Annotated in this window: 10 protein-coding genes; 4 read left to right on the forward strand and 6 right to left on the reverse strand. The window is 61.3% G+C overall.

The window, feature by feature from the left end:
• Nucleotides 1-68 precede the first annotated feature (68 nt).
• Nucleotides 69-1,007 (forward strand): LysR family transcriptional regulator, encoded by a 939-nt coding sequence (locus CQ14_RS17945; RefSeq protein ID WP_057859177.1) that lies wholly within the window; start codon nt 69-71, stop codon nt 1,005-1,007.
• Nucleotides 1,008-1,074: 67 nt separating this feature from the next.
• Here the strand turns inward: CQ14_RS17945 and CQ14_RS17950 are convergent, their stop codons facing one another.
• The 3 genes from CQ14_RS17950 to CQ14_RS17960 form a co-directional block, all read right to left on the reverse strand.
• Nucleotides 1,075-2,268 (reverse strand): M20/M25/M40 family metallo-hydrolase, encoded by a 1,194-nt coding sequence (locus tag CQ14_RS17950; RefSeq protein WP_057859178.1) that lies wholly within the window; start codon nt 2,266-2,268, stop codon nt 1,075-1,077.
• Nucleotides 2,269-2,438: 170 nt separating this feature from the next.
• Nucleotides 2,439-5,627 (reverse strand): efflux RND transporter permease subunit, encoded by a 3,189-nt coding sequence (locus CQ14_RS17955; RefSeq protein WP_057859179.1) that lies wholly within the window; start codon nt 5,625-5,627, stop codon nt 2,439-2,441.
• A gap of 26 nt (nt 5,628-5,653) precedes the next feature.
• The gene (locus CQ14_RS17960) at nt 5,654-6,895 is read right to left on the reverse strand and encodes an efflux RND transporter periplasmic adaptor subunit (RefSeq protein WP_057859180.1); all 1,242 of its coding nucleotides are present in this window, start codon (nt 6,893-6,895) and stop codon (nt 5,654-5,656) included.
• A 200-nt stretch (nt 6,896-7,095) separates the two neighbouring features.
• Between CQ14_RS17960 and CQ14_RS17965 the strand changes: the two genes are divergently transcribed.
• Both CQ14_RS17965 and CQ14_RS17970 read left to right on the forward strand, forming a co-directional pair.
• Nucleotides 7,096-7,695 carry a TetR/AcrR family transcriptional regulator gene (locus tag CQ14_RS17965; RefSeq protein WP_057859181.1) on the forward strand — a complete coding sequence of 200 codons (600 nt, stop codon included), beginning with the start codon at nt 7,096-7,098 and terminating at the stop codon, nt 7,693-7,695.
• Between the two features lie 619 nt (nt 7,696-8,314).
• The gene (locus CQ14_RS17970) at nt 8,315-9,355 is read left to right on the forward strand and encodes a Spy/CpxP family protein refolding chaperone (RefSeq protein WP_199805549.1); all 1,041 of its coding nucleotides are present in this window, start codon (nt 8,315-8,317) and stop codon (nt 9,353-9,355) included.
• Between the two features lie 130 nt (nt 9,356-9,485).
• Here the strand turns inward: CQ14_RS17970 and CQ14_RS17975 are convergent, their stop codons facing one another.
• The 3 genes from CQ14_RS17975 to CQ14_RS17990 all read right to left on the reverse strand — a co-directional run bounded on the left by CQ14_RS17975 (nt 9,486) and on the right by CQ14_RS17990 (nt 11,563).
• Complete coding sequence (locus CQ14_RS17975) at nt 9,486-9,971, reverse strand: DUF992 domain-containing protein (protein ID WP_057859183.1); 486 nt, start codon at nt 9,969-9,971, stop codon at nt 9,486-9,488.
• 2 nt (nt 9,972-9,973) lie between these two features.
• Complete coding sequence (locus tag CQ14_RS17980; RefSeq protein ID WP_057859184.1) at nt 9,974-10,564, reverse strand: hypothetical protein; 591 nt, start codon at nt 10,562-10,564, stop codon at nt 9,974-9,976.
• A gap of 363 nt (nt 10,565-10,927) precedes the next feature.
• Nucleotides 10,928-11,563 (reverse strand): hypothetical protein, encoded by a 636-nt coding sequence (locus CQ14_RS17990; RefSeq protein WP_347337145.1) that lies wholly within the window; start codon nt 11,561-11,563, stop codon nt 10,928-10,930.
• Between the two features lie 825 nt (nt 11,564-12,388).
• Between CQ14_RS17990 and CQ14_RS47630 the strand changes: the two genes are divergently transcribed.
• Nucleotides 12,389-13,387: VCBS domain-containing protein (locus tag CQ14_RS47630; protein ID WP_199805550.1), on the forward strand; the 999-nt coding region annotated here is incomplete at its 3' end.

Consider the following 13,387-nt stretch of genomic DNA (forward strand, 5'->3'; position numbering starts at 1 on the left):
CACCGGGTTTTTAAATTTGAAAAATCGATTATATTGATCTGTAATATTTACAAAATGGATGTCAGAAGATGCGGTTCGAAGGCCTGGACCTCAACCTCCTGATCGCTCTCGATGCGATCATCGAGGAGCGTAGCGTGATGGCGGCCAGTCGACGCCTTCATCTCAGCCAGCCGGCGATGAGCGCCGCCATTGGCAGGTTGCGTCACTATTTCAACGACGAGATATTTACGATTTCAAAGCGAAAGCTGGTGCCGACGCCACTGGCGCAATCGCTCGAAAGACCGACGCGCGACATACTGTTGCGAATTCGAGCTAACTTGATCTCTGTGCCGAGGTTCGAGGCCGCGAATTCCCAACGGCGCTTTCGGATCGTCGTTTCCGACTATGCGAGCATGGTATTGATGCACCCTGTGATGAAGCGTGTGTATGACAGTGCGCCGGGAATATCCTTCGAGCTTTTCCCGTTCAATGATCGGGTGCACGACCAGCTTGAACGCGGCGACGTGGATTTTGTCATCGTACCCGATGTCGATGTTCTCGACGGTCATCCCAAGCAATATCTGTTCGCCGATGAATTCTGCTGCGTTGCCTGGACCGGGAGCCGCAAGGTCGGACGTTCGGTGTCGCTCAGCCGCTACCTTCAACTTGGACACGTGACGGCGCAGTTCGGCCCCACTCGCAGGGCCGCCTTTGAGGAGCGGACGCTGGTCAAATTGGGTTACAAGCGGCGCATCGAGGTCGTCGCGCCGAACTTTACCACCATGGCAACGATGGTGATCGGAACAGACCGCGTTGCGACGATGCATGAGCGACTTGCCGTCGTCTTTGCACGAAACTTTCCCCTGAAGCTGTTGCGTGCACCGGTCCGCATTTCAGGATTTCGAGAGATCCTTCAGTGGCCGGCTTCCTTTCATTCGGATCCCGCGCTGGTGTGGATGCGTGAGATCATATCCGATGTCGCGGCCGAAATTGATCGGACACCGGCCGCGAAAATGACGTTTGGGTAAAGGCGGGGCCTGCGAGACGGTAGTGGTTGGAGCTCGCCGGCGCCCTTGAAACGTCAGTGCAAGCAGCTCATCGCATGGTCGCAAGCTGTACTGCGAGCGCGCACGCCCGGTCGTACTCGTCGCGATTGATCCATTCGTCGATCGTGTGGGGCTCGTTCTGCCCCGCGCCGAAGGTCACGGTCGGAACGCCGTGGCGGACCATCCAGTTCGCGTCCAGGCCGCCATTCGCGGCGCGGATGGTTGGCGTGTTGCCAATGGCGGAGACGGCCGCGAGCGCGCGTTTGACGACCGGCAGGCTTTCCTTCATGCGGAACGGATAATAGTCGGTCTCGGCCTTGAACTTCACGCGGCCTGATTTGCCCTCGCTGCTCTTGACGCGCTTCGCGGCCTTTTCGAAGGCCGCCTTGTAGGCCTTGGTGATCTCTTTGAAAAATTTCGCATCGTGGCTACGGCTTTCGCCGCGTACGTGCACATAGTCGGTGACGACATTGGTGGCGTCTCCGGCCGGCCGGCCGTCGCCGCCGGTGACGGGGCCGACATTGCTGGTGCCCTGCCTTTTGCCCTTCACCACCTTGCCGAACCAGCCGCCGGCCTTCAAATCGGCGAGGGCAAGCGCAAGGATCATGGTCGAACTGATCCCGCGCTCGGGCGCGACGCCGGCATGGGAGGCACGGCCGAAAATCTCGACGTGCCAGCGATCCGCGCCGACGGCGCCGATGGTGACATTGGAGGCAGAGCCGCCGTCATAGTTGAAGGCCATGACCGGCGAGCCGAGGTCTTGGGTCTTGACGTGGCGCGCGCCCCATAGCCCGCTTTCCTCGCGCACGCAGAACAGCAGCGTGATCGGCGGATGATCGAGCTCCTGCTTCGCCAGTTCGGCTGCCAGCGTAACGAGAACGCCGCAGCCGGCGCGGTTGTCGCCGCCGAGCGCGGTCTTCGCCTCGTTGACGATCTTGCGCCCCTTCAGCTTCGGCTTCGCACCGGCGCACAGCGGCACGGTGTCCATGTGGGTCATGAACATGATCCGCGGCTGGTTGTGCATCGCGCCGCGGCCGGGCAGGTCGACAATAAGGTTGCCGGTCTCCGTCGGCACAGGAATGCGTGTGTTGGCGTCGTCGAGGCGGATGGCGTCCGCCGGCACGCCGCTTTCCTGCAGCGCCGCGGCCAGCTCGCGCCCGATCGCTGCCTCCTTTCCGGTAACGCCCTCGACAGCGAGAAAACGCATGAGGCGGTCGGTGGCGGCCTGAGTGTCGATAGACATGCCTGATCCTTTTGATAAACGATTCTTGTAAGCATCTTTCGCGGCGCTTGGTTTCGCAAGGCCAGATACTTCGCTGGGTCAATTAGAGCGGAGCAGGCAGGAATTCGTCAAGGCATCAAAGGGACCGGTTGAACGGCAACGTGCCACTTCCGGGCAACCCCGACATTGCATCAGGGACTGGGCTCCGGCGCTTGATCGATCGCCCCATTGACGGAATGGTCTGTCAGTGGCTTCAGTCCCGTGACGGTGCGCAACAGCACATAGAACACGGGTGTCAGGAACAGGCCAAACACCGTAACGCCGATCATGCCCGAGAAGACGGCGACGCCCATAGCTCGGCGCATTTCCGAACCGGCACCGGTCGAGAGCACCAGGGGCAAAACGCCCATAATGAACGCCATCGAGGTCATCAGGATCGGACGCAGCCGCAGGCGGCTCGCCTCGATCGCGGCACGAATTGGCGAGCGCCCAGCGAACTCCAGTTCGCGTGCGAATTCGACGATGAGGATTGCGTTCTTGGCGGACAATCCCACCAGCACGATCAATCCGATCTGGGTGAAGACGTTATTGTCGCCCTTCGAGATCCAGACGCCGAACATCGCAGCAAGCAGCCCCATTGGTACGATCATGATGATCGAGAGGGGCAAGGTCAGGCTCTCGTAGAGCGCTGCCAGCACCAGGAACACCAGCAGAATCGCCAGCGGAAAAACCCAGATGCCGGAATTGCCTGCGATGAACTCCTGATAGGTCAGGTCGGTCCATTCGAAAGCGAAGCCGGGCGGCAGTACTTCAGCGGCGATGCGCTCGGCGGCGGCCTGCGCTTGTCCCGAGGAGTAGCCGGGTGCCGCGGCGGCGTTGATGTCGGATGACAGGAATCCGTTGTAACGGATCGCGCGCTCAGGCCCGGCGCTCTGGCGAATCTTCAGCAGTGCCGAGAGCGGGATCATGTCGCCGGATGCGGAGCGTACTTTCAATTGCCGGATGTCGTCAGCCCGCGCACGGAACGGCGCGTCAGCCTGAACATAGACCGAATACGTGCGCCCGAACTTGTTGAAGTCGTTGACATAGTATGAGCCCAGATAGATCTGCAGCGTGTTGAAGACCTCCGTCACGGGTACGCCAAGCTGCAAGGCCTTGGTGCGGTCAATGTCGGCGAACAACTGTGGCACGTTGACCTGGAAGCTTGAGAAGACGCCGGCGATTTCCGGTGCCTTCTGCATTGCAGCCATGAATGCTTTGGTCGCCTCGTTCAGCGCGTCATAGCCGAGGCCGGCGCGATCCTCGATCTGGAGCTTGAAGCCGCCGATGGTGCCGAGCCCGTTGACCGGCGGTGGCGGGAACATGGCGATGAAAGCTTCCTGGATCCCGGCATATTTCTTGTTCAGTTCGGCCGCGATCGCGTTGCCGCTCAGCGCGGGATCCTTGCGCTCGTCGAACGGCTTCAACGTCGAGAACACGATTCCGGCGTTGGAGGAGTTGGTGAAGCCGGAGATCGACAGGCCGGGAAATGCCACCGAGCTCTCGACGCCGGGCTGCGTCAGCGCGATGTCGCTCATCTTGCGGATGACGTCTTCGGTGCGGTCGAGCGTGGCCCCGTCGGGCAGGCGCGCGAAGCCGACAAGGTACTGCTTGTCCTGACCCGGCACGAAGCCGCTCGGCACCTGCTGGAAGAGCAGGGCGGTCAGGCCGACCAGGAGCACATAGACGCCCATCACCGCCGCCTTGCCGGAGATCACTTTGGAGACGCTGCCGCCATAATTATCCGAGGCTCGCGCGAAGGCGCGGTTGAAGCCGCGGAAGAACCAGCCCAGCCCTTTTTCCAGAATGAGGGTCAGCCTGTCCTTGGGCTCATTGTGGCCCTTGAGCAGTAACGCCGACAATGCCGGCGACAGCGTCAGGGAGTTGACCGCGGAGATCACGGTCGAGATCGCGATTGTCAGTGCGAACTGCTTGTAGAATTGCCCGGTGAGACCGGAGATGAAGGCGAGGGGAACGAACACCGCAATCAAGACCAGCGCGATCGCGATGATGGGGCCGGAGACCTCCCGCATTGCCTGGTAGGTGGCGTCTCGCGGCGACAGCCCGGCCTCGATGTTGCGCTCGACATTCTCGACCACGACGATAGCGTCGTCGACGACGATGCCGATCGCGAGCACCAGGCCGAACAGGCTGAGCGCATTGATGGAAAAGCCGAACACATGCATCACGGCGAATGTGCCGACGATCGACACCGGCACGGCGAGGAGCGGAATGATGGAGGCCCGCCAGGTCTGGAGGAACAGGATGACCACCAGTACCACCAGCGCGATCGCTTCCAGCAGCGTGTGGATCACCGCCTCGATCGACGAGCGCACGAACTGCGTGGGGTCGTAGACGATCTGGTAGGATACGCCCTCGGGCATGTTCTTCTTGATCTCGGCCATGGTGGCGCGAACGTTGTCGGAGATCTGGAGCGCGTTGGAGCCCGGCGCCTGGAAGATCGGGATCGCCACCGCCTGCTTGTTGTCGAGCAGCGAGCGCAGGCCGTATTGGGACGCACCCAGTTCGATGCGTGCGACGTCGCGCAACCGCACCACCTCGGCACGCGAGCCGGTTTTGACGACGATGTCGCCGAACTGCTCCTCATTTGCGAGCCGACCTTCGGCGTTGACCGACATCTGAAGGTCGATGCCCTTGACGCTCGGCGAGGAGCCGACCACACCGGCGGCGGCCTCAACGTTCTGGGCCTGGATCGCCCTCACGATGTCGCTCGCGGTCAGGCCGTGCTCGGCGGCCTTTTGCGGATCGACCCAGACGCGCATCGAGTAGTCGCCGGCGCCGTAGAGCTGGACATCACCGACGCCGTCGATCCGCGCCAGGCGGTCCTTGACGTTCAGCACCGCGTAATTGCGGAGATACGTCATGTCGTAGCGATTGTTCGGCGAGAGAAGGTGCACCACCATGGTGAGGTCGGGTGAGCTCTTCTTGGTAATAATGCCGAGCTGGCGAACAACCGCCGGCAGGCGCGGCTCTGCCTGCTGCACGCGGTTCTGAACAAGCTGCGTCGCCTTGTCGGGATCGGTGCCGAGGCGGAACGTTACTGTCAGCGTCATCGCCCCGTCGGTGGTTGCCTGGCTGCTCATATAGAGCATGTTCTCGACGCCGTTGATCTGCTCCTCGATCGGCGTTGCCACTGTTTCCGCGATCACCTTCGGATTGGCGCCGGGGTAGGTCGCGCGCACCAGCACGGAGGGCGGTACGACGTCCGGATACTCCGAGATCGGCATGGCAAAGAGTGAGATCAGGCCGGCCAGGAAGATCACGATCGAAAGCACGCCGGCAAAGATCGGCCGATCGATGAAGAACTTTGAGAGATTCATTGTTATGCCCCAAGCGCTGCGGGTAGTTAGCGCTGCACGATTTGCTGGCTGCTGTCGTTCAATGCTTGCTGTGGCCCGCGCGAGCCCATCTCCGCAATCTCGGTCTTCAGGAGCGCGCCCGGGCGTACCCGCTGCAGGCCGTTGACGACGATTCGGTCGCCGGATTTCAGGCCTCCCGTGACGATGCGGAGACCGTCGACGGCGCCGCCGAGCGTTATTCCGCGATAGACCGCGCGGTTGTCGTCGCTGACCACCATCACGAACTTCTTGTCCTGGTCGGTGCCGATGGCTCGCTCGTCGATCATCACCAGTGTCTGTTGCTGCGGCTGGCCCATCCGCACCCGCGCGAACTGGCCTGGAATGAGGCGGCCATCATCGTTGGGGAATACCGCGCGGACGCGTATCGTGCCGCTCTGGCCATTGACCTGGTTGTCGATCAACTGGATATGGCCTTTGGCCGATGTGCCGCCGGAGGTGGTCATCTCGACGGGTATTTGATCAAGATTGCCGCGCTTGCCCGAATGATCTGCAATGGAATTCAGCGCCCGCAGCACGATCTCTTCGTCCGCATCGAAACTCGCATAGATCGGATTGACAGAAACCAGAGAGGTCAGGACCGGCGAGGCAGTCCCTGCGGTTACGAGATTTCCGACGGTTACCTCGATCTTGCCGACGCGACCATCGACGGGCGCGCGGACCTCGGTGTAGTCGAGATTGAGCCTTGCAGTCTGTAGCGTCGCCTCAGCCGCCTTCACGTTGGCGATCGCTTCGCGATTGGCGTTGTCGCGCTGATCGAAATCGCGCCGCGTGACGACGGCGTTGCCGACGAGCTGCGCGCCGCGCTCGACTTCGCTCGCAGTGAAGATCGCACGCGCCTTTGCTGCCTCGAGCTGCGCGCTCGTCTTATCCACTTCGGCGGCGTAGGACGCCGGATCAATCTTGAACAGGACATCGCCGGCTTTCACGAGCGCGCCCTCGGCGAAGTTGGCCGACAGGATCGCGCCAGCAACGCGCGGGCGCAACTCGACGCGGTTGACGGCTTCGAGACGTCCAGAGAAGTCATCCCACAGCGCGGTCCGACGCGGCTCGATTACCGAGATCGTGACGGAGACGGCTTGTTCGGGGGCGGTCCCAGTGGTCGCTTGGGCTGCATAAAAGTAGCGGCCGCTCGCGATCGAACCGGCCGCCACGAGGACGCCGATGATGGCAACGCCGCCGACAACGCGTCGGAAACGGCCGGAACGGAAGGTATTAGCGGGTGGGGGCATTTGCGCTCCATAAATGTAGTGTTCGCTACAGATGTGGAGCTGGACGGCAGTCTGCAAGATACTTATGTACCGTCCACTACGAAAATCTTAGACGACCATCCGCAAGACTGGAAATCAAATAAAAGAATCACGATAAATCAGAAGGTTAGAGAATTGAACGCCGCGCGAAAAGCGGCGTCGGCTTCAAGGGAGTAACGCGAATGGCCATGGGACGCCCAAGAGAATTCGACGCCGATGCCGCATTGGATCAGGCGATGGAAGTCTTCTGGAGACATGGCTATGAGGGCGCCACCATTGCGCAGCTTACCGAGGCAATGGGCATTAACCCGCCGAGCCTCTATGCAGCATTTGGAAACAAGGAAGGTCTTCTGAAGGCTGCTCTCGATCGGTACACGGCCAAACGTGCGGCCTGGATGGATGAGGTTTTGAGCGCGCCAACCGCCCGCGACGTCGCAGAGCGGATGCTCATGGGTACCGCAGACAGCCAAACCGATCCCGACAATCCGCCCGGTTGCCTGCTCGTGCAAGGCGGCCTTGCGTGCGGTACCGGTTCGGAGAACGTTCCCTTCGAGCTCGCAGCGCGCCGTGCATTAACCGAAGATCAGCTGCGCGAGCGCTTCGTCAGGGCGAAGGAAGAGGGCGATCTGAGGCCGGCCGCCGACGCTGCCGCGCTGGCGCGCTACCTGTCGGCGGTATCCGCCGGCATGGGCGTGATGGCGTCATCAGGCGCCAATCGCGAAGCGTTGCGGCAAGTGGCGAACGTATCTGTCAAAGTTTTCGAAGAACAGTCGGCAAAGTGAGAGGTCATCTTCTTCGAGCCGAACTGCGCACGCCGAGAAAAGCAGTGCCTTGAAGGCATTGTTCGTGGACAGGCAGCGGCGCGTCGCGGGAATCATGCATCCGCCTCGTGGCGGGTTGGATGCTGTGGCCAAGGCCCGGCGAGGGCGACGCCTCGGATTTCCGTGGTACCTCAGTTTGAAATGTCAGCGCTTGGCGAGGGTATCGTTGCGCCTCCGCCGCAGGCACGGGCTGTTGATACCAAGCTCAAGTGAATTGCCGCCGCGATCAACGCTAATCATTGATTGGCCCGCTGCATCAGGCGATTTCCTTCGGAGTTTGCTTGTAACGACCGTGGAATTGGCGTTCGGCCTAGTTGGTTCCCCTTCGGAACCTTTGGTTCCATCGGGCGTTCTCGTCTCGCAAAATCGGCGGCGCGAGGGTGCGATGTCGAAAATCCCTGCTGGAATTGGAATTATCATTTTCGGCGTGTCCTGCCTGTTTATGGCCACAGGGCCGTCGAGTACCGCCCAGGCGAGAGGCCTGCGGCTTGGGATTGGCGGCGGCCCCATCGGCATTGTGAGATCCATTGCCTCGCTGCCTTTCCGAGGCCTGCATGGCCGGCGCGGCGAGCGCGTCAGAATGGCAAACCTCCGTGACGAGCCGACCGGCGCGGCGTCGCGCGCCGATGTCACCCGCGGCGCCGATTGGGTGACGAAGCCGGTGGCGCGGATGCAGGTCGGAGCCGCTGCCGCGCTGGCGGGCTGGCATGGTCGCCGTGGCGCGAGCGGATGGTGGCAGCATGCTGATGGCGGGTATGGATGGGTGGGACCGTTGTTCTGGCCGTTCGCCTATTACGACATCTATGACTACACGCTCTGGGGCGACGGCATCGGCTTCTGGGGCTATGGCTATCGCGATATCTACGCCGCGATCTTCACGCCCTATGGTGACGAGAACCTCACCCGCTATATGGCGCCCCCTCGCGACCGGCGGCATGGCAGGTTGCCTTCGCTCGCACAAATCTGTGGCGATGACGCAAGCGAGTTTGCCGGTCTCCCGGTCAAACAGATCAGGCAGGCGATCCTGCTGAGCGAGGAGCAGCGCGCGACGCTCGACGATCTTGCCAACGCGTCAGTTGAGGCAGCCCAGATCATTCGCGCGGCCTGCCCGGCCGAAGTCGCGCTAACGCCGTCAGGCAGACTCGCCGCAATGCAACTGCGCCTGAAGGCGATGAAATCCGCGATCGCACGCGTAGCGACGCCATTCGAGACATTCTACGAGCGGTTGGACGACGACCAGAAGGGGAAGCTCGTCGAGTTGTCCGGTCAGCGCGCACCATTTGCGCCCAAGGTTCCGGCCACTCAGAGCTGCACGCCGCCCGAGGCACTGCAATGGCCCGGCAACGAGATCGAGACGAGGCTGCATCTGAACGACTCACAGCGTCAGGGGTTGGACGCGCTTCAGCGGATGAGCGCGCTCGCCAGGAACACGCTGAATTTCAATTGCGAGCCGGATGAGAATCTCGATCCGCCCGACCGGCTTGCGACAGCCGATACCAGGCTCGACGCCATGCTGGACGCGATCAAGCTGCTGCGGCCGGCCCTGGACGATTTCCTTGCAACGCTGAACGACGAGCAAAAGGCTCAATTCGCGACCATCGGGGCGAAGCGCACGAGCTGACGGATCAGCCGGTCGGGGGGACCGACCCAACATCCACGTCCCGGCCCACAGGGAGCGGAGAGGTTCGATCCCGGTTGCTTTCCGACCGCCAGCCCAAATTGGGGGCGCCCACCTCAAAGTCGATCGGGCGTTATCGCCGTCCTCTTTCGCCGAGGGTCAGATGGGTCACCGTCGCCGCGAGATTGACCCCGATCGCGCGCTCGGTGGAGAGCGGCTGCAGGACGACGCTTCGGCGGGATCCGCCGATCAGAACGTTGGCGCCGAAGCCGGGACCCAGCGCAACATTGCCGCTGGCCCCGACATAGCTCCCGCGCATGGTGCCGGGACCAATCCGCGAGTTCTTGGCAAAGACGGCCCAGGATAAAACGCCGCTTCCGGTGACGCCGAGGTCAAGACCGACGCGCCTGATCCGTCCGGCGTAGATGTAGCGTTGGGACGAACCTCGCCGGTAGAATACGCAACGCAGCGACTGCGTCGATCCAACGAGGAGTCCGATTCTCGGGCTGCTTGAACACAACAGCCGGCCGGCCCTGAACATCTCGCCTTGCGCAGGCGTTGCGACGACAGAAATCAAAGCGGAGACGCACAAGGCGCCAAGCAATCGTATCGTCTGCATCTTTAGGCCTCGACTTGATGTTTGCTGTTGTCAGGTGCGGCCGCGCGGCCATAGCTAAGCCAGAAGGTCATGCCGATCCCGACCACGAATACGGCCGCGAGAAGGAAGAAGACCATCGACTGCTTCAGCCAGGAGAGCGCTGGAACGGCGGCACCCATGGCGATGCCGAGGAAGCAGATCTGCGGGGACAAAAGGCTGAGGCCGGCGAGGAAGGTGCCGAGCGCCAGTAGTGTCAGAAGCACCAGGCTGGTGGCCGGCGTGGGAAGCAGTTGCTGAACGCCGGAAACAAGCATCATGTTCATCGTGACCAGGACGGCCACCCAATGCAGCGCCTGGGTCCAGATCAACCGAAACTGAGCCTGCTTGCTGTCGAGCTCGGGCCATTTGGTGACGACGCAGACCACGGCGATGGCAAGTGCCAGGAACTCCCAATAGCCGACAAGCGGCTGATGCGAGATATTGGTATAGGCGACGCCCGCGATGGCGAGCACGAGTGCGATGACAAAGGGTACCCGCTGCCAGGGGAAATTGGCTCTTCCCGAGTCGGCGGAGGGAGGCGCAGCTTCGCTCTGCTGCGTGTCAGTCTCGCTCATGGGATCACTCAAGTCACTTGAACGGGTTGGGCCCGTCGCACCAAGCAATGGGCCGGCAAGCGGTTCAATTGGCCGACGGCCGCCCTGCAGGCGCATCAGTGCGAACCCGCCTGCTGCCGAAATGTGGATGCCGTCCGCCCTGGTGGCGCCAATATCGATGCTTGCGTGGGGTCACATTTGTATTCGCTTTTGCGCTCTTTGGCGCGGCCGCGCCTTGGTCGGTCGATTGGGCCAGGGAACGGCTTGACGGCGCCGCAATGGCGGTAGCTACGCCGACGATCAGGACGCTGAATATGAGTCGGATATTCATGCTCACCTCCGTATCGGTTGGCCGCGAACCGCCCGTGGCATGGGCACGCAGGTTCATGCGCCTCGCGCATCGCGTATGGCCTGAGCGACTTTCGTTGCCTGCGACACCCGGCCGACCCTCGCGCCCGTGACGATCTTTCGTCGGCGCGTGCTCGAGCGCGACGCCATGCCTTCATTGGAAGTCAATCCGGCGGAAGGATATGAAATGAAGTTCGCGGCTCGACGCAGCGCGAGCGCCTTTCGGGCCGCTTCGACATGGGTAGTCCGGGCTGTCAGGTTGTGAAGCCGCCTGAGCTCCCTGTTGAGCCGCTTCAGCGCGGCGGCAAAGACCTGCTTGCGTTGTGACGGGCGCTCGGCGGTGCCGGGGAAGTTCGCTCCGCGAGCCGCGCCTTTGCCGCGCATCTCTCGCCGCTTCTGCCGGCCGAGCGTTCGCTCCTTGTCGTGCATTTTGCGCAGGCGGGATCGCAGATCCGCAAGGTCAGTCGGATCGACATCATAGATGGCGGGATGATGCGTGAGGCGGATCGTCTCGTATTCCTCGTGACTAAGAAGGCTGCGTTCGAGCTTGCATGGGACCGACATTCTGCTTCTCCATTGAATCTGTCGAAGCTCACGTGATGAATTATTCCGGTCTAGTGCTGCGCGTGAAAGACATATCAAGCTCCCGTGCAACGCCGCACGATCGGCCATCTGGTGCTCGGTCGTGCGCGAGCCGGGCTCGGCACTTCAGCAAGCCGGCCACTTTCATGGATGACCGGCGGATTTTGCTCCGGCGCACTGTCAGCTGGCCGCACTGCGGACAGCGCAAGTGGAAGCTTCGGCCAGCGCAGATACAGGCTCAATGCTCCGAGCGCGCAGCTTCCTGCAGTACCTGTTTCATGGACAGGTTAACGCTCCAAGTCAGTATTGGCAACCTAAGGTTCTTATCTCGGATGGAACCGAGCCGAATGCGTGCGGCTATCCAGCAACGATTCAGCAACACGACCGCGCGGTCACTGCGTTAAAGATATCCCGCGCTTGGTTGAACATCCTTAACAAGTTGTTGCCCGCAAGGAGAAGATCCCACGGCGCCGATATGCGGCGTCGCCCGACAGCTGGAAAACCAGGTGCAGGCCGAAGGGGGATATTAGTGGTTACTCCGTCTGCGGTGTGCGCGTTGACGAGGTTTTCAACGATAATGGGACCTGCCTAAGAGGATTGGAAAAAAGCTTATTGCCAGCACCAAGTGATGTTCGCTCGCTGAAACTCCAGATCCCACGGACAACGAATGATGATCGGCGCGGTCGCTATCGGCCGCGAAGAACGGGCAGGGAAATGTCGGGGCTTATCAGATTGGCCAAGGGAAGGCCGACGGCAGCACGTGCGACTCGCACAATCAGCTCGCTGTCTTTTCATCCAGTTGCCATTCCAGAATTCCAGGCCGCAATCGCGGCATTCATTTCATCGCAGAGGCCACCCGCGCGCTAGGCGCGTGAATTTTCACGAACGGTATTTTTCACGAAATTGGAGCGTCAAATGGCAAGCGCCAGCGGCACCACCATCCTCACAGGCACCAGTGGCAACGACAACTACACCGGCGGCGCAGGCGACGACAATCTCTCCGGAGGCGCCGGGGATGATCGGCTCAACGGCGGCTCCGGGAACGATACGCTCGATGGCGGGAGTGGATTTGATACCCTTCTCGGTGGTTCGGGAACAGATAAGCTTATCTTCAAAGCGTACGAGAATGAGTACAAGCTCGGCAGCACATATGTTGCAGGGTCAGGTGCGCTGCCCGGTACTCTCACGGGTGGTTCTCTCTATGACAATGGGGTGTTGCAGAGCGGAACCACATTCAAGGGATACGACATTTACGACGGCGGCAACGGTAACGTAGCGAGCGGAACCGCCGAGATCGACACCCTTAAAATTTATGTCAGCGTTCAACAAAACAATGACGCCGCATTCATGCAGGCGCTCAATGACGAAATCAATTACTTCAATAACGTCTGGTATCCGGCTCACAAGAATAATCAGACCGGGCAGGCGGATCAGACGATCTATGCGTTCAAGAGTATCAATCTGAAGATTAGTGCCATCGAGAAGATCGCGCCGGTTAATGTTGACTTGACGACGAACCATGCGTCGATCGCAAACGCAGATACCCATGCTGCGACCGAGGACGTTCCACTCTTTGCGGCAAGCGTGCTTGGCAATGACACGGATTTCGATGGCGGGGATCTGGACGTTGCGGCCGTCAAAGTAGGTGCGGCCACGATCACCGACGGCGGAGCGGGTGACCTGGATGGAGCCGTGAATGGCTCGATCAGGTTTGCCACCACCGCGGGCGGAACGGTGACGCTCGATACTGAGACCGGCACTTTCAGCTATGTGCAGAATGGCGTGTTCAACAATCTCGCCAGTGGCCAAACCGGCGTAGATAGCTTCGAATATGAGACGACCGACGGCATCGCGGTCAGCGGCAGCTCGACCGTGACAGTGACGATCACCGGCACCAATGACGGGCCGGTGGCG

The organism is Bradyrhizobium lablabi (assembly GCF_001440475.1).
In the GTDB taxonomy this organism is placed as follows: domain Bacteria; phylum Pseudomonadota; class Alphaproteobacteria; order Rhizobiales; family Xanthobacteraceae; genus Bradyrhizobium; species Bradyrhizobium lablabi.

Bases quoted from the DNA above. Each gene is read 5' to 3' on its own strand.
- CQ14_RS17945 (WP_057859177.1), top strand. From the start codon at position 69: ATGCGGTTCGAAGGCCTGGACCTCAACCTCCTGATCGCTCTCGATGCG.
- CQ14_RS17950 (WP_057859178.1), bottom strand. From the start codon at position 2,268: ATGTCTATCGACACTCAGGCCGCCACCGACCGCCTCATGCGTTTTCTC.
- CQ14_RS17955 (WP_057859179.1), bottom strand. From the start codon at position 5,627: ATGAATCTCTCAAAGTTCTTCATCGATCGGCCGATCTTTGCCGGCGTG.
- CQ14_RS17960 (WP_057859180.1), bottom strand. From the start codon at position 6,895: ATGCCCCCACCCGCTAATACCTTCCGTTCCGGCCGTTTCCGACGCGTT.
- CQ14_RS17965 (WP_057859181.1), top strand. From the start codon at position 7,096: ATGGCCATGGGACGCCCAAGAGAATTCGACGCCGATGCCGCATTGGAT.
- CQ14_RS17970 (WP_199805549.1), top strand. From the start codon at position 8,315: ATGGCAAACCTCCGTGACGAGCCGACCGGCGCGGCGTCGCGCGCCGAT.
- CQ14_RS17975 (WP_057859183.1), bottom strand. From the start codon at position 9,971: ATGCAGACGATACGATTGCTTGGCGCCTTGTGCGTCTCCGCTTTGATT.
- CQ14_RS17980 (WP_057859184.1), bottom strand. From the start codon at position 10,564: ATGAGCGAGACTGACACGCAGCAGAGCGAAGCTGCGCCTCCCTCCGCC.
- CQ14_RS17990 (WP_347337145.1), bottom strand. From the start codon at position 11,563: ATGGCCGATCGTGCGGCGTTGCACGGGAGCTTGATATGTCTTTCACGC.